General features: G+C 68.7%; 15 protein-coding genes and 3 pseudogenes. 10 read left to right on the top strand and 8 right to left on the bottom strand.

Annotated elements, in window-relative coordinates; all coding sequences use genetic code 11:
* Positions 1 to 395 precede the first annotated feature (395 nt).
* From ACSHXC_RS40725 to ACSHXC_RS40715, 3 genes are all read left to right on the top strand, one after another.
* Positions 396 to 1,394, top strand: a complete 999-nt coding sequence (locus tag ACSHXC_RS40725) for a glycerophosphodiester phosphodiesterase family protein (RefSeq protein WP_438297163.1) — start codon at positions 396 to 398, stop codon at positions 1,392 to 1,394.
* Between the two features lie 250 nt (positions 1,395 to 1,644).
* On the top strand, positions 1,645 to 2,907 hold the full coding sequence (locus ACSHXC_RS40720; RefSeq protein WP_438297161.1) for a hypothetical protein: 1,263 nt from the start codon (positions 1,645 to 1,647) through the stop codon (positions 2,905 to 2,907).
* A 352-nt stretch (positions 2,908 to 3,259) separates the two neighbouring features.
* Positions 3,260 to 4,354 (top strand): phage tail sheath family protein, encoded by a 1,095-nt coding sequence (locus ACSHXC_RS40715; protein ID WP_438297160.1) that lies wholly within the window; start codon positions 3,260 to 3,262, stop codon positions 4,352 to 4,354.
* A gap of 605 nt (positions 4,355 to 4,959) precedes the next feature.
* Here ACSHXC_RS40715 and ACSHXC_RS40710 read toward each other — a convergent pair.
* Positions 4,960 to 5,493 (bottom strand): hypothetical protein, encoded by a 534-nt coding sequence (locus ACSHXC_RS40710; RefSeq protein ID WP_438297158.1) that lies wholly within the window; start codon positions 5,491 to 5,493, stop codon positions 4,960 to 4,962.
* Positions 5,494 to 6,140: 647 nt separating this feature from the next.
* Positions 6,141 to 7,586, bottom strand: coding sequence for an IS701 family transposase (locus tag ACSHXC_RS40705; RefSeq protein WP_438297156.1), 1,446 nt, complete (start codon positions 7,584 to 7,586; stop codon positions 6,141 to 6,143).
* A 423-nt stretch (positions 7,587 to 8,009) separates the two neighbouring features.
* On the opposite strand from ACSHXC_RS40705, the gene ACSHXC_RS40700 reads away from it, so the two are divergent.
* Both ACSHXC_RS40700 and ACSHXC_RS40695 read left to right on the top strand, forming a co-directional pair.
* A complete protein-coding gene (locus ACSHXC_RS40700; protein ID WP_438297155.1) occupies positions 8,010 to 8,789 on the top strand; it encodes a PxKF domain-containing protein in 780 nt (259 codons plus the stop codon).
* Positions 8,790 to 9,394: 605 nt separating this feature from the next.
* Positions 9,395 to 9,688 (top strand): annotated as a pseudogene (locus ACSHXC_RS40695) (hypothetical protein); the annotation flags it as partial.
* Here the strand turns inward: ACSHXC_RS40695 and ACSHXC_RS40690 are convergent.
* Positions 9,654 to 9,977, bottom strand: a pseudogene (locus tag ACSHXC_RS40690) (DUF6463 family protein); the annotation flags it as partial. The pseudogenes ACSHXC_RS40695 and ACSHXC_RS40690 overlap by 35 nt on opposite strands.
* Before the next feature lie 167 nt (positions 9,978 to 10,144).
* A complete protein-coding gene (locus tag ACSHXC_RS40685; protein WP_438297153.1) occupies positions 10,145 to 10,687 on the bottom strand; it encodes a TetR/AcrR family transcriptional regulator in 543 nt (180 codons plus the stop codon).
* A 204-nt stretch (positions 10,688 to 10,891) separates the two neighbouring features.
* Between ACSHXC_RS40685 and ACSHXC_RS40680 the strand changes: the two are divergent.
* Positions 10,892 to 11,200, top strand: a pseudogene (locus tag ACSHXC_RS40680) (MMPL family transporter); the annotation flags it as partial.
* Positions 11,201 to 11,562: 362 nt separating this feature from the next.
* Here the strand turns inward: ACSHXC_RS40680 and ACSHXC_RS40675 are convergent.
* Positions 11,563 to 12,087, bottom strand: coding sequence for a CGNR zinc finger domain-containing protein (locus ACSHXC_RS40675; protein WP_438297151.1), 525 nt, complete (start codon positions 12,085 to 12,087; stop codon positions 11,563 to 11,565).
* Between the two features lie 26 nt (positions 12,088 to 12,113).
* Between ACSHXC_RS40675 and ACSHXC_RS40670 the strand changes: the two genes are divergently transcribed.
* On the top strand, positions 12,114 to 13,358 hold the full coding sequence (locus tag ACSHXC_RS40670) for an MFS transporter (RefSeq protein WP_438297150.1): 1,245 nt from the start codon (positions 12,114 to 12,116) through the stop codon (positions 13,356 to 13,358).
* Between the two features lie 65 nt (positions 13,359 to 13,423).
* Complete coding sequence (locus ACSHXC_RS40665) at positions 13,424 to 14,269, top strand: IS5 family transposase (RefSeq protein ID WP_438290635.1); 846 nt, start codon at positions 13,424 to 13,426, stop codon at positions 14,267 to 14,269.
* A 21-nt stretch (positions 14,270 to 14,290) separates the two neighbouring features.
* Here ACSHXC_RS40665 and ACSHXC_RS40660 read toward each other — a convergent pair whose 3' ends face one another.
* The 3 genes from ACSHXC_RS40660 to ACSHXC_RS40650 are packed head-to-tail and all read right to left on the bottom strand — an operon-like array spanning position 14,291 to position 16,197.
* Complete coding sequence (locus tag ACSHXC_RS40660) at positions 14,291 to 14,500, bottom strand: hypothetical protein (RefSeq protein ID WP_438297148.1); 210 nt, start codon at positions 14,498 to 14,500, stop codon at positions 14,291 to 14,293.
* Positions 14,497 to 15,711, bottom strand: coding sequence for a hypothetical protein (locus ACSHXC_RS40655; protein ID WP_438297147.1), 1,215 nt, complete (start codon positions 15,709 to 15,711; stop codon positions 14,497 to 14,499). The genes ACSHXC_RS40660 and ACSHXC_RS40655 overlap by 4 nt, the downstream gene beginning before the upstream one ends.
* 30 nt (positions 15,712 to 15,741) lie before the next feature.
* Positions 15,742 to 16,197, bottom strand: a complete 456-nt coding sequence (locus ACSHXC_RS40650; RefSeq protein WP_438297146.1) for a hypothetical protein — start codon at positions 16,195 to 16,197, stop codon at positions 15,742 to 15,744.
* Between the two features lie 331 nt (positions 16,198 to 16,528).
* Between ACSHXC_RS40650 and ACSHXC_RS40645 the strand changes: the two genes are divergently transcribed.
* Complete coding sequence (locus ACSHXC_RS40645; RefSeq protein ID WP_438297145.1) at positions 16,529 to 18,277, top strand: DUF2637 domain-containing protein; 1,749 nt, start codon at positions 16,529 to 16,531, stop codon at positions 18,275 to 18,277.
* Positions 18,278 to 18,558: 281 nt separating this feature from the next.
* Positions 18,559 to 19,143 carry a DUF6431 domain-containing protein gene (locus ACSHXC_RS40640; protein ID WP_438297143.1) on the top strand — a complete coding sequence of 195 codons (585 nt, stop codon included), beginning with the start codon at positions 18,559 to 18,561 and terminating at the stop codon, positions 19,141 to 19,143.
* Positions 19,144 to 19,158 lie beyond the last annotated feature (15 nt).

The raw sequence follows: 19,158 nt of genomic DNA, 5'->3' as shown, positions 1-19,158 counted from the left end.
GCCACGGATGCTTGCCGAACTGGGGGCCACGCTCCTGTGATCGGGTAGGCCGTGAGAGGCCCGTGGGCAGAGCTGGGCTCCGCCCGGGACGCTGGCCTGGGTGTCACCCCGGCAACTTCCCTGACATCGGGCGCACTCCGCTCTCGGCCGCCGTGACGCTGTCTGACGGGTGCCGCCGGCACGGCCCCGGTGTTGCTGGACGTGGCACCGCCGCGGCCACGGGTGTTTGGGGGCAGGGGACCGGCTGAGCGGGGGAGTGGGGGCTGCGCGGCGAGGGTTGGTGATTCGGTCGGCCGGATCGTTGGTCACTGTGCGGCGGGTGCTCCCTGTGTGATGATCTTTGACTCAACGCGTGTTTCTGATCTGGGGGTTGGCCTGTGCTGATGGTGTCCGGCGTGAAGAAGCCGCTTGTCGTGGTGGCAGCTGCGGTCGTGCTGGCGGGCGGTGGGGCGGTCGTGACCTCGGCCGAGGCCCGCCAGCCGGCCACCGGCGGTGCGTCGGCGGCGGACAGCGGGAACGGCCGGGGGAGGGGACAGCGTCCGCTGGTGATTGCCCACCGGGCGGGGACGGCCGATTTCCCGGAGAACACCGTCAGGGCGATCCGGGGGGCGCTGGAGCAGAAGGTCGACATGATGTGGCTCAGCGTCCAGGTCAGCAAGGACGGGGTTCCGGTGCTGTACCGGCCCGGGGATCTGAGCGCCCTCACCAACGGCTCCGGCGCGGTGGCGGACAAGACAGCCCAGGAGCTGGCCCGGCTGAACGCCGGCTACCAGTTCAAGCAGGGCGACCGGTACCCCTACCGCGACCCGGCCCGTGCCACCCCGCTGCCCACTCTGGAGCAGGCCCTGCGGGCCCTGCCGCAGGACATGCCCGTGCTGCTGGACGTGAAGTCGGACAACACCGAGCTGGTGGTGCCCGCCCTGAGGAAGACCCTCGATACCCTCGCCGGCGAGGGTGTCACCACCTGGCAGCGGATCCGGTTCTACTCGACCGAGAAGAAGAACCTCGACGCCCTCGCCGACCGCCCCGACGCCAGGATCTTCGAGGACCGGGACACCACCCGTACCCGGCTTGCGGTCTCCCGCCTGACAGGGGAGTGCCAGGCACCCCCGGCCCGGGGCACCTGGGCGGCGTTCGAACTGCGCCGTGATGTCACCGTGGAGGAGAAGTTCACTCTCGGCACCGGCCGCAGCCCGGTCAGGCAGGCCCTGATGTGGGACAAGCCGGCCGTCGCCTGCTTTCGCACCCACCCCGCCGTCGACATCACCCTCATCGGCATCAACACCAAGGACGATTACCAGACCGCGATGAAACTCGGCGCGAACGCCGTCCTCGCCGACTCTCCCAAGGACATGATGAAAATCAAGAACACCCTCCCGCCCCTGGCCGACTGACTGAGACACATCCCTCGGCCCGCGGGCGCCGTCGGCGGCGGACCGCGTCCGCCGGCTCATCGAGACGCCGGTTGTGTGCCACGGTCACGGGGGCGACCGGCAGCCCTGAGGGGAGGGGGGCTGTCCTTCCCGGGCGCTGGCGCATTTTGCCCTGTCCGCCCCAGGCAAGATCGTTTAGCTTTCGGGGGAGTGGCTGCGGCGCGGCAGGCAGCGGGCCTGCGGTGCCGCGCGAGGGAGGGTCTGGTTCGGCATGAGTGAGTACTTCTTCTACGTCGCCCATCACGGCACCGGGGTGAACGCCAACGGCGTCTCGGCCGTTGACCCTGCCAGCGGGCAGATCCACGCCACGGTGTCGCTCGGTGCGCCCGGGGTCCGTGACCTGGTCGCCGTCCCCGGCTCGGCGCTGCTGTATGCGCTGGTGGACGACGAGGTGGAGATCCGTGTCATCGACGTGGCGTCGCTGGCGGTGGTCGCGGCCGTCAACATGGACGCCGAGGAGACCTGGTTCACCCGGCGCGGGAGCAGGAGGATCACCTCGCTGGCCGTCTCCCGGGACGGGAGCCGCCTGTACGCCGGGTACAGCAAGGGCATCGTCGAGATCGACACCACTACCCGCACGCCGGTCCGTACCCTCCTGGCGGGCGAGGAGATCGAGTACCTGTGTGCCTCGCCGGACGGCACCCGCCTGTATGCGACGGACTGCTACAGCGTCTTCGCGGTCGACCTTGCCACCGGCGAGCATCACGTCAGTGACCTGGCGAAGGAGGGGGGCCGTCTGGCGCTGTCCCCCGACGGAAGCCGTCTGTACTCATGCAACGACGACGTCCCGCAGCAGCACGGCTCATGGCCCGAGCTGCACGCACTGGACACCGACACCCTCCAGGTGACCGCAAGGTGTCGTGATGTGTCTGATCTGCGGGATGTGGCGGTTCTGCCGGACGGGAAACGGCTCCTGGCGATAGAGAAGGACCACGTCTCGGTCCGGGACGCGGCCACGCTGCAGGAGATGGGCGTCTTCTTCGCCGGCGGGCACCGCGGGATCCTGTCCCCGGACGGCGAACTCCTGTGCACCGTAGGCGACACCGAAGCCCGGCTCATCCCCGCCACCGCCAACGAGGACGATGACCCGCGCGTGGTGACGCTGCCCGGGACAGCGGTCGCGGTCACCACCGGCGCCCCGGTCGGAGCACCCGCGACCCGGCTGAGCGTGACCAACGGCCGTGTCCTGGTCCCCGTCACCGTGCCCGGCCTCACCGCCCACCTCGTCACCGACACCGCAACCCCCGTCAGCGGCGCACCCGTACGGTTCGTCTCCGCCGGAGGACTGGACCTGGGCACCGCCACCACCGACGCCACCGGTCACGCCACTCACACCGCCAGCCTGCTCCTGCCCCTGGACCCTGCCACGGGAAGCATCGACACCAGCGCCCTGACCGGCCCGTACACCGCGACCTACCGGGGCACCCCCGCCTACAAGAACACCCAGGCCACCGGCACCATCACCCTCACCTGACAACAGGCCCCATCGAGCGGGACGCCTCCGCACCGGCGCCGGGGGAGCGCACTGCCATGCTGGCCGGGTGACGCACCCCGCGCACCGCCCCGGTCTTCGCGCCGCCGATCCCCGGCGTCCTACGGGTCTGCACGACTGGCTGGTGTGCTTCCGGCCATGTTGGGGGGCTGGCGTGGCGGGATCCGGCCGGGATGATTCCGGAGTGCTCCGGTGGGGATACGTTCGGTTACATCGTGGTCGCTGTGCGGCCGTCTCGCCGGAGCGGTGAAGTGGGGTGCCGGGGTCTGGTGGTCGTTGAGGCTGTGCAGGGTGCCGGTGCCTGCTCCCGTTCCTTGTCCTCTGGAGCGCCCCTGTGTCACCCGCACCCGGTGTCTATGTCGAAGAGGTCCTCGGCCTCGGTCTCACGGTTCCGACGGGCCTGACCGCCGTCCCGGCCTTCATCGGCGACTTCGCCGACGTCCCCGACGGAGCGGCTGTCGTGTCGAGCTGGCTCGACTACCTGGACAGGTTCCCCGCCGCCAAGGACGACGCCACGGGCTTGCTGGCGAGCGCGCTGCGCGGCTACTTCCAAAACGGCGGGGGGCGTTGCTACCTGGTCTCCACCAGTGGCCGCACCCTGGAGGCGGCGCTGGCGGACGTGGAGAAGTTTCCGGACGTCACCATGCTGGTTGCCCCTGGCCTGTGGGACCAGGGCGCGGAGACGGCCGGGCGGTGGGCGCAGGCGCTGACCGAGTACGCGGCCGGACACCAGGCCATGGCCATCCTGCACGTCGGCCGCGACCACACCCCCGAGCAGGCCAAGGCCGTCGCTGAAGCCTGGAACCTCGACGGGCGCTACGCAGCGGTCTACCACCCGTGGCTGCTGCCCGCGGGTGGGGGATCCACCGAAGCGGCGCCTCCCTCCCCCGTGGCGGCGGCCACCTGGTGCCGTTCGGACGCCGAACGGGGAGTGTGGAAGGCGCCGGCCAACATCACCCTGCGCGGCTACACCCCCTTGCAGAGTGTCTCCGACACCCAGCATGAAGAGGGCCAGCCGGTGAACTTCATCCGCGAGTTCAGGGGCGCGGGCACGGTGGCGTGGGGTGCTCGCACCATGGCTGCCGAGGACGACCGCGACTCGCGGTACATCCCCGTCCGGCGCCTGCTCAACAGCGTGGAGCGCGACGTGACGGCGGCGCTCAGGTTCACCATCTTCGAACCCAACACCCAAGCGACCTGGGAGCGGGCAGGGTCAGCCATCGAGACCTACCTGCACAACATCTGGCATCAGGGCGGCCTCCAGGGCAACAGTCCAGAACAGGGGTACTTCGTCCAGATCGGCGAGGGCATCACGATGAACCGGGACGACATCGCGGCGGGCCGCCTCATCGTCAAAATCGGCCTCGCCGCACTGCGCCCCGCCGAGTTCATCATCCTGCAGTTCACCCAGGAGGTAGGCCAGGGCTGAGACCTCGGGGCCAACAGGCCAGGACCAGGACTGCTCTCGCCCCGCGCCCGTGAGCCGCCGCCGACCGGGCATGGAGAAAGCCCCGCGACGAGGCTCACGGGACACGATCGTGAGACGAAGCACCCCTGGCCCCGAAGGAGACAGCCCCGAAACGGCCAGGCCATCAATTCGGAATAGGGTATTCCGAATTGGAACCTATATGCGACCCCGTGGGGAGTTGGGGTCGCGCGGTCACGGGGTGTCAGCGCGGTGCCGGGCCGCCTTGCGGCCCTTGGCGGGGGCCGGATACGACTCAGGCCCCGCTACGGCTGCGGGGCCCTGAGCCTGTGCACCTCACTGGGGGGTGTGAGGCGAGTGGTTCAACGAGTTCCTGGCCGACCGGTTCCGGGCGGCGACTGCTGCTGCGGTACGTCTCTGGCGGGGGCGGTGTGGGGTGCCCGGGGGTGGGGGTGTCCGGGACGGACGTTCCGTCACGGGCAGGGTTGCCAGCCATCCACCCCGGACGGGTGCCAGCGTAGTGACGGGTTGCCGAGAGGGGCAGGCGGACAGCCCGTCGGCCTAAGGGCGGGTCGGTGTCCCGGCCCGCCCTGTTTCCTGGGCGTGGATCAGTCCCGCTCTGCCGGTGATGTCGGCGCGCTGGCGGCGTTCTTCCGCTCCTCCTGGCAGCGCTTGATCTCCGTTGCGGTCAGCGGGCCGGTGCGCTGGTAGGTGCGGTCGGGCTTGGTGGAGTCGGGGCAGTCGAAGGTGCCGGTGATGACGAGCTTGCTGCCCGCCTCGTCGGTGATGGTGAAGGTGCCGGTCCCCTTCGCGCGGGATTCTTGGAACTCGATCCAGGATGACTCCCCGGGCTGGACCGGCTCGCTGATCGACCTGCGGAGCGTCGGGGGCGTCCACTTCAGGGAGGTGGGCTGCCGGGCCGTGGACGGCTTGCCCGCCGCGGTGAACTCCGCAGAACTGGTAGAGGGGAGTTCCAGGGGCCGTTGGTGTGTCATCGGGTTGCGGGTGCAGTTGAGGTAGGGCTCGCCGACCATCCGGGCCGGGGCGTAGTACTGGGAGGGCTCGCTGGCGTCAAGGGAGAAGGTCACCTTCCAGGTGCCCTCGGCGTCCTGGCACACGCCCTGAATGTCGTTGAGCTGCACGCGTTGCGTCCTGTTCTCGGGAGACAGCGTTACCGCCCGCATGCTGCCCAGCCACCCAAAGTGCGCACACACGAAGAACGAAAACAGGACAGGCGAGTGGCGCATAGTCGCGGAGTCTGAGGGTTTCCGGATATGTGTCCGAGGTGGTGCTCGGTTGGGTGTTTGTCAGCAGCGGGCCGGCGGTGCCGGTGCCCGGGAGCACGGGGTCCCGGGGCCATGCCGTTCCCCGGGACTCCTGTGCAGTTCCACTTCTTTGACCGCCAGGTTCAACGACGGGCTGCGGCTGCGGTCACCGTGACGGCTTGCATCCAGTCGATGCCGAGGTCGGCGAGCTGGGCGAGTTGCTGTTCGTTGAGTCGCGGCGGTTCTTCTGGTTGGACACCCATACTCCGAGCCGCACGTCGTGCTCGTGGCCGTGGACGGCGATCCGTTCGGTGTGCTGACGCGGAATGACGGTCCGCTGCTCACGGTGGACGTACTGCGCAACTGAGGATTTCGTGTCGGGGTGACACGGTGATCGGGGAGGAGTGGCCCTGGATGCTTGAGCGGTGCGGGCTGTGACCGGCAGGCTCTACGGGCTTTGGCGGTGGGCCTGGAGACTCGCGGTACGTGGCGGCCCGGACCGGCCTCGCATCGCCACTTACCGGCTAGCGGTGGTTTGTTAGACGGGGCGGTAGAGGCCGAGAGGTCTGCCGGTGGCGACGGTGTTGAGGAGGGCTTGGAGTTCGGCGGGCGGGGGCTTCGTCGACCATGCCCGCCAGTAGCGTTGCAGCGTGGCCCAGGGCGTCAGCCAGCCACGGACGGCCCGGACGGCTCGGGGCCAGCAGGCCGGCTGGGGCTGCTGGGACTCGGGTCCGCCCCCTCTCTGCCGCTCCTGATGGTGTGTCAGGCCCGGGTGCCGGGGCGGCGGGTGTAGGTGTGAGTGGGGCGAACCAGGTGTTCCAGCAGAAGCTGAACGCGCAGTTCACGAGGGTCTGGTGGCGGCGGATGGCGGTGTCGGAGCGGACCTGGAAGTCGGCCCATCCGAGTTCGTCCTTGACCTGTTTGTAGCTCTGCTCGACCCAGTGCCGCAGTCCGTAGAGTCTGACTACTTCGGTCAGGTCGGCGGTCGCATGCCGGCTGAGCTGTTCGCGTGGTGAGCTGGGCCGGGGCAGGTTGGTGGCCAGGTACCAGGTGGACGTCTCGGGCAGGGTTGCGGGGTCGGTGGTGGCCACCACCAGCCGGACCATGCCGTCGGGTCCCCACCAGCCGAGCCTGGCATCGGCGGCCCACCAGGTGGCGGAGCGTCCGCCGCGGAAGGTGCGGGTGACCGGCTGCCAGTCGCCCGGCTCTTCGGGGCCGTGCCAGGCCAGTTCACGGGCGGCGTCCACGGGCCGGAAGGCGTCCTTGTACTGCCAGGTGCCGTGGCCGCGCTTGAGGGCCATCACGAACGGCAGGTGAGCGTCCCACAGTTCAGCGCGGAAGCAGGTGTGATCGCCGTAGGCACAGTCGGCGACAACCGCCCGGAAGGACACCCCCACCTCCGCGGCATGACAGGCCAGTGCGGCCCCGATCTGCAGCTTCGTGCGGAAACCCGGGTCGTTCCTCCCGCCGGGGAAGTGGTGCGCGGGGGTATAGGGCACCGCGTGCAGTGGGTAGTAGACGCGCTCGTCGGCCCAGCAGGTGGTCACCGTGACCACCCCGCGGTCGATCTTCCCGACCGAGCCCAGGTACTGCTTGCCCACATGCGCGGTCGCCGACCCGTCCTTGCGGTCCCCGGAATCGTCGACCACCAGCACCCCCATCCCATGCGGCGCGGTCGCCGGATCCGTCAGCAGCAGCTCCAGACGGCGCGCGTTGACCTGCTCGTGGTCCCAGGTCGACTCCGAGAGGAAGAACTGCAGCCGCTGCACCGCCGCATGCTGGGCACCCACCACCGGTTCGGCCCCGGCCAGGCAGGTCAGGGTCTTGTTCCGGTCCCGCGGCAGCAGCAGGCCGGCCAGATACTCACGGAACCCACGCCGCTGGGCCAGCGTCCCGAAGAGCCCATCGAAGCAGGCGGCATAGCCTTCCAATGGACCGGGTGCGGGCGGGCACGGCAGCCGCTTCGTCATCTCAAGCTCCATTGAGGCGAGTTGAGGCTCTCACTTCCGGCGTACTACCGCCACGACCCGCCGTCAACAAACCACCGCTAGGAACGAACAGGTGTTGCGGATCGATTGGGCCAATCCGCAGTGAGGGTCTATTGGTACGCGGACTGGTCCGTTTGTCCCTGGCCTACCCGGACAGGGGGCGGGATGGTGGGCGGGCACGACGCGGAACACCCAGACGGTCATCTCAGGTGATCGCACGGCTTGGTGGCATGCGCCGGTCCTGGTCCCCGGGCGGTATGCCCCCAGTCCCCGTACATCGCAGCAATGCCGGCCCGTGCCACGACGGCATCCCGGCCCTGCCGGGCCCTGCCGCGCCATCGGCCGGCGGAATCGGAGTGCCCCGTGTCTTCGAACCTTTCTGCCCGCCGGCCTCGCGTGCGGCTGTTGCGGAGACTGGCCGTCCTGTTCTCGGCGGCCGTGCTGAGCGCGGCCGGACTGCTGGCGGCGGCCGGTCCGGCGCATGCGGACGCCGTCGTCCAGATCACCGACTCGGCTGACCCCGTCCCGGTCAACACCTCCTACAACTACGTCGTCACGATCCCCAATACGGGCCCGAACGACCAGCCCTACTTCGTCACCGTCGACCTCACCGGGGCGGCGGCGACCTTCACCGGCTACTCCGTCGACAACCCCCTCGTCTTCTGCACGCTGTCCGGTGCCCATGCGTCCTGCAGCAGCCCCGTCCCCCACTACCCCACGGCCGCCATCACCCTGAACGTGCTGCCCACCGCCGCTGGAACGGTCATCGCCAGTACCGCCGTGTCCGGAGACATCACCGGCTCCGACAGCACGACCACCACCATCACCGGCGCGACGTTCGCCTTCTCCGGGTTCTTCCAGCCGGTCGACAACCCGCCGACCGTCAACACGATGAAGGCCGGACGGGCCGTGCCGGTCAAGTTCAGCCTCCACGGGAACCAGGGCCTGAACATCTTCGCGTCCGGCTACCCCGTCTCGCAGAACGTCACCTGCACCACCGGTGCCCCTCTCGACCCCGTCGAAGAGACCACCGGCGCCGGCCAGTCCAGCCTCTCCTACGACGCGGCCAGCGACACCTACACCTACGTGTGGAAGACCGACAGCGCCTGGCAGAACACCTGCCGCACCTTCGACCTGAAGCTGAGCGACAGCACCGACCACACCGCCAACTTCAAGTTCAGCTGACCCACCGGAAAACCGCCTGGCCCGGCCTCCACCGCCAACAGGCCCCGCCTGAAGGACAGATGACCCAACCGGGCGGCCCAGAGCACACCGGCGGCCGGCCCGGGGCACTGCGTCCCCGGCCGGCCGCATCCCCGTGCCCACCCGGGGCATGACGGCATGGATCCTCCAGTCGGGTCGTGCGCATGGCTCGCTCGACCCGCCACCGCTCTGCCAGGACGGCGAGGGAGTGTGCCACGAGGGCCTCCTCGAACTGGCCGCCTCCACCGCGCCGGTTCAGCGGCAGCCTTCCGCTTCCCGGCAGGTTCGGCCTCCATGTCACCTACAGGGGTGAACCTGTGGCCCGTCGGGCCTTCCCCGCGCATGCACGGCCGGCGGTGGGAAGGCTGGTCTCTGTACGCGCAGTCTTGGGAGTTCGGAGGGGATGACGATGAGCGGTGACCTGTCCGGCGGGGTGGATGGTGCGGCTGGAGCACCGGGCACGGTGGTCCAGGCCGCCGGTGGCCGGCCCGAGGACGAGCCGGTGATCGCCAAGGCCAGGGGTCAGCGGCCGGCCGGTCTCACGGTCCCCCTGCCAGATCTCGTAGTGCGAGTCCATGTCGTAGAAGACGAACGCGTCCTGGGCGAACCCGATCGAGGCGCACTTCGGGCCGCTTCGGCAGTTGACCATGGCCAACTCGAACCACCCCAACCACATCGTCCAGACGCGGGAGTTGCATCGCTACCTGCCCTGGCGCAACTAGAACGGACGGCGTCCCGGCGTCCTGGCTGCCCAGCGCCGCGAACGGACCCTTGTCCGGAGCGAGAAAGGAGTTCGGTGCGACCCTCAGCGCTACAGTCCGGTCCCGATGCGACTGCCTGTCCCGCTCACTGAGCAGCCGACCCGTCGAAGCCCGTCGTGAAGCGGTCACGCCGCGACGTCACAACGGCCAGCACGCCAATGACTATCAACGACCATCCGCCCGAGACCGGTTCCAGCACTGACACCGGGATTCCAAGTGCCAGCAGGATCCATCCGGTCTCCGCGGGCACGATGCCCGTGGCGATCACGGACCTTCTGGCAAGGAGCCCAAGACCGAAGAAGGCAATTCCGCTGATCATGAACCACAGGGCCATCATGCGGGCGTCATCGTCGTTGCGGACCGTGTTCCACAGCCCGCCGGAGACGATGCCGCTCCAGTGCGAGAACGCCGCGACGACGCCCCCCCGTCATGTGCACCACAGCGGCAGCGAGCATCAGGCGGGGCACCCAGAGGCGGAGGCCTCCGGCGTTGGGCTTAGGGGATTCCGGGCGTGCGTAGGCATTCATGACGCTGTGTTCCTTCCGGATGAGGGACGCATCTCGGTCGCCTGCGAAGTCAGGAGGCCGGCCGACCCAGGAGCGGCATCAGCAGCTCGTACATGTCATGCAGCTCTGATGTCGGGAGCGGGGGCATGAGGTGCTCTGCCCCGATCAACATCAGATAGAGCAGCTTGGCCATTTGGTCCGGTCTGTCGCGACCGGCTTGTTCGCAGAGATGCCGCAAATATCCGATGCGGGTCGCGTCGACACGCTCCTGTATCCGCGCCGCTTCCGGATCCTGTTGCGCCCAGGCCCGCATCGCGACCTCCAGCGACGGACTGGCGCTCTTGGTCGCTTCCGCCAGGACCCTGTCCAGACGCTCCCTGGCCGGCAGCGCGTCGGACGCTTCCACCCCGTTGATGATCTCCGTGGTGCAGCTGGTCTCGAAGTGGTCGAGCAACTGGGTCCGATACTTCGGCATCGATCCGAAGTGGTGGTAGAAGGCGCCCTTCGACATGCCCATGCGCTCGCACAGCCGCTCCAGCGTGACCGCCGGGGCGCCCTGCTCCGCCAGCAGCGTCAAGCCTTGGCCCAGCCATGCCGATCTCTCCGTGCTCACCCTGCCCCCTTCTCCATACCATAATGTTTGGTATGGAACCTAGCAACAGGCGCGTCCGAAGCAAAGGGAGAGGGTGGCTTCGTAGGTGAGAACCAACGGATGTCATTTGTCGACGGGTTCGGATGTCGGCTGAGCCCGGACTAGGTCCGGGTGCTGGCGGGTTTTGATGTCACTCGGTTGACACCCGCTGAAGGCGCTTCAAGTGGAGCGGTCCTCGGCTTCGCCGAGGACCGAATGGCCAGCGTCTTCTCGGGCTTCATCCTGGATGACAACTCTCTCGTCAAGATGATCGGCTTCGCCCTGGCGACCGCCGTCCTCTTCGACGCGTTCGTGGTCCGGATGGCCATCGTCCCGGCCCTGTTCGCCCTGCTCGGCAGGTCGGCATGGTGGCTGCCGCGCTGGCTCGGCGCCGTCCTGCCCAACGTCGACGTCGAGGGGGAGAAGCTGGGCAAGTACCTGGCACCGGCTCCCGTGGCGTCCACAGCACGACGCGAGCACGAATACGTCGGCTGACAGTTCCTCAGTTCGTCCTCGCGGCCCGGCGGCTACCTGCCGCCGGGCCGACTGCCAGACGCCGCAGGAGAACGCCGAGGCGGAGGTGAAGGCGGCCACCCTCGACTGCATCGGCTGCCATTCCTCGTTCGTCGACAGGTCCGCCGGCGCTTGGGTAAGAACGCGAGAGAGCGTGGGTATGGCGGCTCGACGGAGGACTCGGTCCCGCAGCGCCGCCGCGTCGTCGATAGCCTCGTCGCGCACCTGGTCCACCAGGCGGTGGACGCCATCGTGGGTCCCATGAAACGTGGCTCGTCCCGGACACGCGTGGAGGAGCGAGGCGGTGCGTACGCGACCACCTATGAGACGACTTCGGCGACTGGTCAGGTGGCGGCGGCTCGTGCCCGGTGTCTGCGCACGGCGTCGCGATTGGCGCAGCGATGTGAGCAGTAGCGCTGTCGTCCGGTCCGCGAGGTGTCGGCGAAGGCCCTGCCGCACTCGATCACCTCGCAGCGCTGCAGCCGGTGCAGGCCCCGGCCCGCCAGATGCAGTGCGGTACCCACTGCGAACAGTGTGAACAGCACGGAGCCGAGCGGCTGTCCTGCGTCCCGGTAGTGCAGGTGCCAGCCGGTACCAGAGTGGGAGGTCAGTCGCGGGTAGGCGGCGGCCTCGGCCAGCATTCGGTTCAGCAGATCGGCGCGCTCCTGCTCTCCAGTGGCATCGACGATCCTCTCCCAGGCGTTCAGTGCAGCCTGGGAGCGACTCAGATCGTCCACTGTCACCCGCGCCTCGATCGTGAGCCCGGCGGCGCGGCAGCGGTCTGCCAGCTCACTTGCGCTCTCAGGCCGGCGGTTGGCCAGGTCCGCCGCCAGGTTCACCGCATCCTCGCCGTAAGGGTTGAGCTGCATAAGGTCATTACATCAGCGTTGTCGGCATGACACAACAAACCGCCCGACTCGCCGGATCCCAGGCCCGCAACCCGTGGCGCTATCGCTGGATCGTCCTGGGCATTGCCACCTTCACCCAGGCCGCGTCCGGCTTCTTCGTGGGTGGCCTCGGAGCGCTCGGCGTCCACCTGCAGAGCGCCCTGAACCTGAGTACGGCGCAGCTGGGTCTACTCGTTTCGGCAGCCCAACTGGTGCCGCTGGCCGGGTTGTTGCTGGTCGGTGAGCTCCTTGACCGCTACAGCGAGCGCTGGGTGGTCGGGACAGGGGCCGGCGTGGTCGCGCTGGCCCTGACCGCGGGGAGCCTGGCTCCGGGGTACAAAGCCCTGTTGATCGCACTCCTGGTGGTCGGTGCGGGATACAGCACCGTCCAGCCGGGCGGGAGCAAGTCGGTGGCCTCCTGGTTCGACGCGTCACAGCGCGGCTTAGCGATGGGCATCCGGCAGGCCGGGCTGCCGCTGGGAGCGGCGCTCGCCTCGGCGGTACTGCCGCTCGTCGCCGAGGAGTTCGGCTGGCGGGCGACGCTGTTGACCGGCGGCTTCGTCGCGCTCCTCGGAGCCGGCCTCTTCATGGGCTGCTACCGTCGGCCGCCCGCCGCGCCTGCCCAGCAGGACAAGGGACCGTCGGACCCGCTCGCATCGCAACTCCGCGCCTGGCTGCGCATGCTCCGTGAACCGTCCACGGTGAAGATCATGTTGTCGGGGACCAGTCTGATCTCGGTGCAGTGCGGCGTGGCCGTCCTGGCGGTGCTCCACCTCCACCAGGCGTCATCGGTCGGCGCCGGACCGGCTGCTCTGGTCCTGGTGGCCTCCCAGGGCGCGGGCGTTGCGGGCCGGATATGTCTGGCGGCCTGGAGCGACCGGAGCGGTTCCGGGCGATATGCCATCGTGCTGGTCTGCATGGTCGCTGTGATCGCCGGGCTGGTCGTGCTGATGACACCGGCCGGGCGGGCACCGGTCGTCGCTTCCGGCGTCTTCGTCTGGCTCGGCTTCTTCGGATTCGGCTGGTACGGCCCGTGGGTCGCATACGTCACCGAAGCGGCTCCACCGGGCAAGACCGGCTTTGCCCTGGGTCTGGCCATGTCCGTCAATCAGCTCGCCATCGTCACCGTGCCGCCCGTGCTCGGCCTGTTGGTCGACCTCACCAGCAGCTTCACCCCGGCCTGGGCACTGCTTTCCCTGCTGACCATCGTCGCCCTGGCGGTCACGGCCAAGACAGAACTCCGCACCCGCTAGTGGGTGTCTGAGAAGTCCCGTTCAGGGCAGGTGAGTTGGTGGTTCCTGCGCTGGTGGAGGCCGGGATGGTCAAGTGGCGACGCGCGTATCCAACGGATCTGTCTGACGGAGAGTGGGCGGTATTGGCGCCGCTCGTACCGCCGCCGAGACCGGGCGGGCGGCCGCCGAAGCATGAGCGTCGGGAGATCATCAATGCTCTGGCGTACTGGGTGCGGGCCGGCTGCGCCTGGCGCCTGCTCCCGCACGACTTCCCGCCGTATCAGACTGTCTACCACTACTGGCGCCAGTGGGGCGTCGAAGGCTGCTGGGAAGAGATCCTGGCGGCCCTGCGGGCGCGGGAACGCACAGGCCAGGGGCGTGAACCGACTCCGAGTGCCGGTGTGATCGACAGCCAGAGCGTCAAGGCCACCGAGCGCGGTGGCTGGCACGGCTACGACGGCGGCAAGAAGGTGCTGGGCATCAAGCGCCATCTCCTGGTGGACACCCTCGGCCTCGTCCTTGCGGTCTGCGTCAGCCCGGCCAACGTGAGTGACCGGGACGGCGCTGCCGTGTTATTGGCCCGCTCCGCCCACAAGTTCCCGCGGCTGCGGCATCTGTGGGCGGACCAGGGCTATCGCGGCGGTGAGTTCCTGGACTGGGTCCGTGAGGAGACCGGAGTCACCATTCAGGTCGTCCAGCGTAAGGACGGCGGATTCCGTGGCACCTGGGCCAAGACCGACGCCCCTCCACGCGAGGTGCCGATCTTCGCGGTAGTTCCGCGGCGCTGGGTGATCGAGAGGAGTTTCGCCTGGTTGGGACGCTACCGACGCCTGTCCAAGGACTACGAATACCTGGCCGCCAGTCAGGAGAACGCGGTCTACCTGGCCACCGTCATGCTCCTGCTGCACCGGGCCGCCAGAGCCCTGCCCTGAACGGGACTTCTCAGACACCCACTAGCGGAGGATGCCGACGGCGAGGAAGAAGGCGCCGAGGGGGACCCAGAAGGCGCCGACGATACGGAGTGTTGTGGGAGTTGCGGTTCCGACGCGTGGAGTGAACTGCGCGAACAGGTGGAAGGCGCGTTCGGCGGCATTCGCGATGTTGGTCACGAAGAGCAGGCCGACGATGAGGAAGATGGCACCAATGGCGGCGCAGAACATCATTTCTCCTTTTTCTGTTCCCACAGGGTCCATCCGTCGGCCTGGCTGAAGCCTGTGGAGATCTCGGCTCCCAGGCCGAGGCCCAGGCCGCCTTCGAAGGTTGCGACGTCGTCGCCCTTCGAGTTGGTGGTTCCGATGGCGTTCTGGTGGCTGCCCCAGAGGCCGATACCTGGGTGGATGGAGCCGCTCTTGTCCCAGCCCGTGCCTTTGAGCTGGCTGATGTCGTCGGCGTTGCTCTTGACGATACCGATGTTTCCGGCCGCCCCGAGGTCCCACCCCGCTGTGGTGACGGACGGGGCGTACATGAAGTTGATCTGGGAACGGCCGTCAGGGGTACGGGTGTTGACGAGGGCGATCTCCCCGCCGATGCCGACACCGAGGCCGATGGAGCCGCTCAGGCTGATCCCTTGCGTGTTGTTGAACCCGGTGGCCTCGGCCAGTCCCTCAACGGTGGCGCTTATCACCTTGCTGCCGAGATTGCCGGGCTGGGAAAACCCGCGGGACGCGCCGTTGACGCCACGGACGAGAGTCCTCAGAAGCCCGGCCTTGTGGGCGTCGGCCTTCGCCTTGCGGTCGGCGTCGGCTTTGCGTTCCGCCTCTGCTTTTTTGGCCGCTTTCTCGTAGGTCGTGATGTCGCCGACTGCCTGCCCGTTGAAGCCGTGGAGCGTCCCGTCCAGCGGGTTCGCGTCGATGACGACCGCGCCAAGGGCGGTGGCGAGGTCTTGGTCGGCGTCCCCCATGGCCGCGACGAGGTGATCGACGTGATCCTGCCAGGAGGCCACTGCCTTGCGCAGACTCTCCTGATAGTCCCGGTCATGGTCCAGTGCGGTCTTCTCGCCCGGCGACAGCTGGGCGTAGTCGTAGGTGACCACTCCCTGGTCCGAGACCTTCATCTTCGCCTCGATGGCCTCTCGCCGTGCGGCGACCAGCTTGCTCTTGAGGCCGGCGAAGGTCGTGTGCGCCTCCCGCAAGATCGACGCGACCGCTTTGGCCTCGGTCTGTGCGTACTGGAACTCCCGAAGGGTGACGTCGAAGCGCCGGCTGGCGGCATCGGCGGTCAGGCCCTGCCAGGAGGTGCCCATGGAGATGCCATGCACATCCTGCTTGTAGGCCTTCTCGCGCTTCTCGAACTCCTTGGCCATACCGTCCCAGCGCTCGGCAGCACCGGCGAGCGTGGCTAGATCCGTGGTCATGATGTCGTGGTACGTCGGCATACGGTCCCCTGGGGCAGTGCGGAGCGGAGTTCAGTACGTGTCGATCGGCGACGGTCCCCGGACCTGCCTGCCCACGCCTGCATCGGTCCTCTGCCACAGGGAGTTGGTGCTGCGCAGGGCGCCCTTTTCTGAACCGAGCCTGTTCATCAGGTTTTTGACCTGTCCGTCCCAGGCCTCGTGCGCCTTGGCGAGGGCGGCTGAAGCCAGCCAGCTGTGGCCGTTCTTCGCGCCGAACTCCCTGACAACTGTCGAGGTCTGTTCGTCGGCCCAGGCACCTGATTCACGGGTGTCCGGCTCGATGTGCTGCTCGATTGCCCGGGCTGCCGCCGCCTTCTGAGCCGGACTCGACGCAAAGTCCTTTCGGCCACCGGCCGAGCCTGATGGAAATGTCGCCCCGCCAGCGTCGGCCGGCATCTGGTTGAGCTCCACACCGACGGGACGGCCTGTCGGCGTGCTGTCCGTTGCTGCTGGCTCAGTTCCTGCCATGAACCGCGCACCTCCCCGTAGCGGACGACCAATGAAACGACGCGGCGACACTACCAAGCGACCCTGCCTGACCAGGGAAGGGGTACTGCCTCCCCGCTCGCCCCTGGCCACGCGGATTGACCCTCGACGGCGAGACAGATCGTCGTTCGAAGCCATGGGTAGCAACGCCGCAGTGTGCGGTGGCGCTTGTCAGTCCTTCAGCCTCGCGGCACAGTGCCCTGTTCCAACTGCCTGAAGAGGCGCCCCCGCCGTGACAAGGTGGACGGATCTTCGCCGCCGACCGGCTCCAGGGACAAGCAAAAGCGACAAGATAAAAGGGGAGGGGGCGCGGGTGGCCGCGATTCAGCTGACTCGGACGCACCGCATTCTGATCGGGTTGGTGGTCGCGGGTGCCGTGGTGATCGCCGGGATCGGTTTCGCGGGTTCGTACGCGGCGGTCCGCGAGCTCGCGCTCAAGAAGGGCTTCGGGAACTTCGCCTACGTCTTCCCGGTCGGCATCGACGCGGGCATCTGTGTGCTGCTCGCCCTCGACCTGCTCCTGACCTGGATGCGCATCCCGTTCCCGCTGCTGCGCCAGACCGCCTGGCTGCTCACCGCCGCCACCATCGCCTTCAACGGCGCCGCCGCCTGGCCGGACCCGCTGGGCGTGGGCATGCACGCGGTCATCCCGGTCCTGTTCGTCGTCGCCGTGGAAGCGGCCCGGCACGCGGTCGGCCGGATCGCCGACATCACCGCCGACAAGCACATGGAAGGCGTCCGCCTCACCCGCTGGCTGCTCTCCCCCGTCCCCACCTTCCTGCTGTGGCGCCGCATGAAGCTGTGGGAGCTGCGCAGCTACGAGCAGGTCATCAAGCTCGAACAGGACCGCCTCGTCTACCGCGCCCGCCTCCAGTCCGTCTACGGCCGCGCCTGGCGCCGCAAGGCCCCCGTCGAATCCCTCATGCCACTGCGCCTGGCCAAGTTCGGCGTCCCGCTCGCCGAGACCGCCCCGGCTGGCCTCGCCGCCGCCGGCATGGACCCCGTCCTCCTGCCGCCCCCGCCAGCCGTCACCCTTGAACGTACGGATGTGCCTGCGGCTCCATCGGAGTTGGAGGGCGAGTCCGGCCTGCACCTGGAGGCCGGCGAAGCACCCGCTTCCGGACCTGAGCGCATGGTCCAGCCGGATGGTGTGAGTCCTGTCGAGACGGCACCGGTGGGGGAGTGGGAGGGGCCGGAGCAGCAGGTGGACTACGCCGGAGCCGTCCGTGATTTCACGGCGCGGTTCGGCTATGTGCCGGATCCGGGTCAGCTCGGCTGGTTCCTCGCCGAGGTCTACGGCATCACGGACCCTGCCACTGGCGGCCCGCTTCCCGCCGCCTTGCTGACTCCCTTCCTGCCGGCGCTGGAGCAGGCCCCGGTGGCGGAGGGGCCCGCAGCACCCGCTGCTGAGGAAGGAGCCCCGGCGGCTGGCACGCATCCGTTCTTCGGCACACCGCTGCACACGCCGGGCCCGGTCGACCAGGTTCCGCCTGTCGAACCGGCCGCGCCGTCCGGGATGGTGCCTGCTCCGCGTCCCTCGGCCGGATCGGACTCCGACCCGGGAGGGGTGCAGGAGACCGGCAACGAGACCGCTCCCAGCGGACCGTCGGCCAGCCCGGAGGAAGAGCCCGCGGGCGATATAGGACCGGAGCAGGGGAGCGGCGGACAGCACCGCAAGGCTGTGGACCAAACGTTGACCGTCGTGGACCGGTACTTCCTTGCCTGGGAGGGCTACATCGCGGAGCACGGGCAGGAGCCCACCGGGCCGCAGCTTTCCCAGCATCTCGCCGCACTGGGCATCTTGAACCGGAACGGGTCACCCGTTGCGCCGGCCACGCTGCGCCGCTACCTGCTGGAGTTCCGGATCTACAACGTGTGGGCCGAACAGCGCGAGACCCAAGCTGACCCCGCCGTCCCCGTGGTGCTGGAGGAACTCGCACGGCGCGGAATCACCGGCCAGTACAACCGGCCCCTGGAAGCGGCGACGGTGGAGGAGTTCGTCGCCAACTTCCACCGCCGCTACCAGGTGTTCTCGCTCGACATGAGCAACTCCACCCCCTGACCCGGCGATCGGGTCACTGCGCACACCGGTGCGCATCACGCGACGGTGCGGCTGCGCACTGCAGCGCGCAGCGTGATCGGCGAACTGCGCACCCGGGTACTGGGCCTCCGCCAACCTGAAGTCACAGGTCAAAAGGGCTGGTGTATTGTTGGACGACTCTCTGTATGAGCACGTAGGCGGGGGTTGGCGACACTCGTGGTGGACATGAGTGCTGATCTTGGTGGGCAGTCTGATCTTGCTTCGTGCACGACGACACGGTGTGCACGAGGTGGAGGTAGCGAGTGCTCATCGTCGACACCGATGTCGTACGCGTGGAACGCCAGCTGCGGTCGGGTGAGTTGGCCTGTCCGTCGTGCGGGGCGGTCCTCGCGCCGTGGGGGCACGGCCGGCCACGGGAAGTACGCGGTGAACTCGGCGCCCGTTTCTTCGTACGGCCACGCCGGTCCAGGTGTTCGGGCTGCCAGGTCACGCACGTGCTGCTGCCGGAGGTGGTCTGGCCGCGCCGCGCGGATGCGGCCGAGGTGATCGGGGCCGGGCTGGAGATAGCGGCCCTGGGCATGGGGCACCGCCAGATCGCCGCCCGTCTGGGCCTGGCCGAGGGCACGGTCCGCGGCTGGATCCGACGCTTCAGGAGCCGGTCCGAGGACGTCCGCCGGTACTTCACCGTCGCCCTGGTCGCGCTCGCCGACGACCCTGTGATGCCGGATCCGGCCGGCACCGCGCTGGCGGACGCCGTCTCGGCGGTCGTGGCCGCCCATCGGGCGGCCACGACGAAGTGGTCCCACATGAACACCGTGTCGCGGTGGGAGTTCGCGGGCCGCGCAATAACAGGACGTGTCCTGACCTGCTCTCTTCCCGCTAGTTGATCAACACGGGCCGCC

Origin of the sequence: Streptomyces sp. HUAS TT7, assembly GCF_051550175.1 — a bacterium.
In the GTDB taxonomy this organism is placed as follows: Bacteria; Actinomycetota; Actinomycetes; order Streptomycetales; family Streptomycetaceae; genus Streptomyces.
The sequence above is the reverse complement of the archived record's forward strand: the minus strand, read 5'-3'. Positions and strand labels throughout refer to the sequence as shown.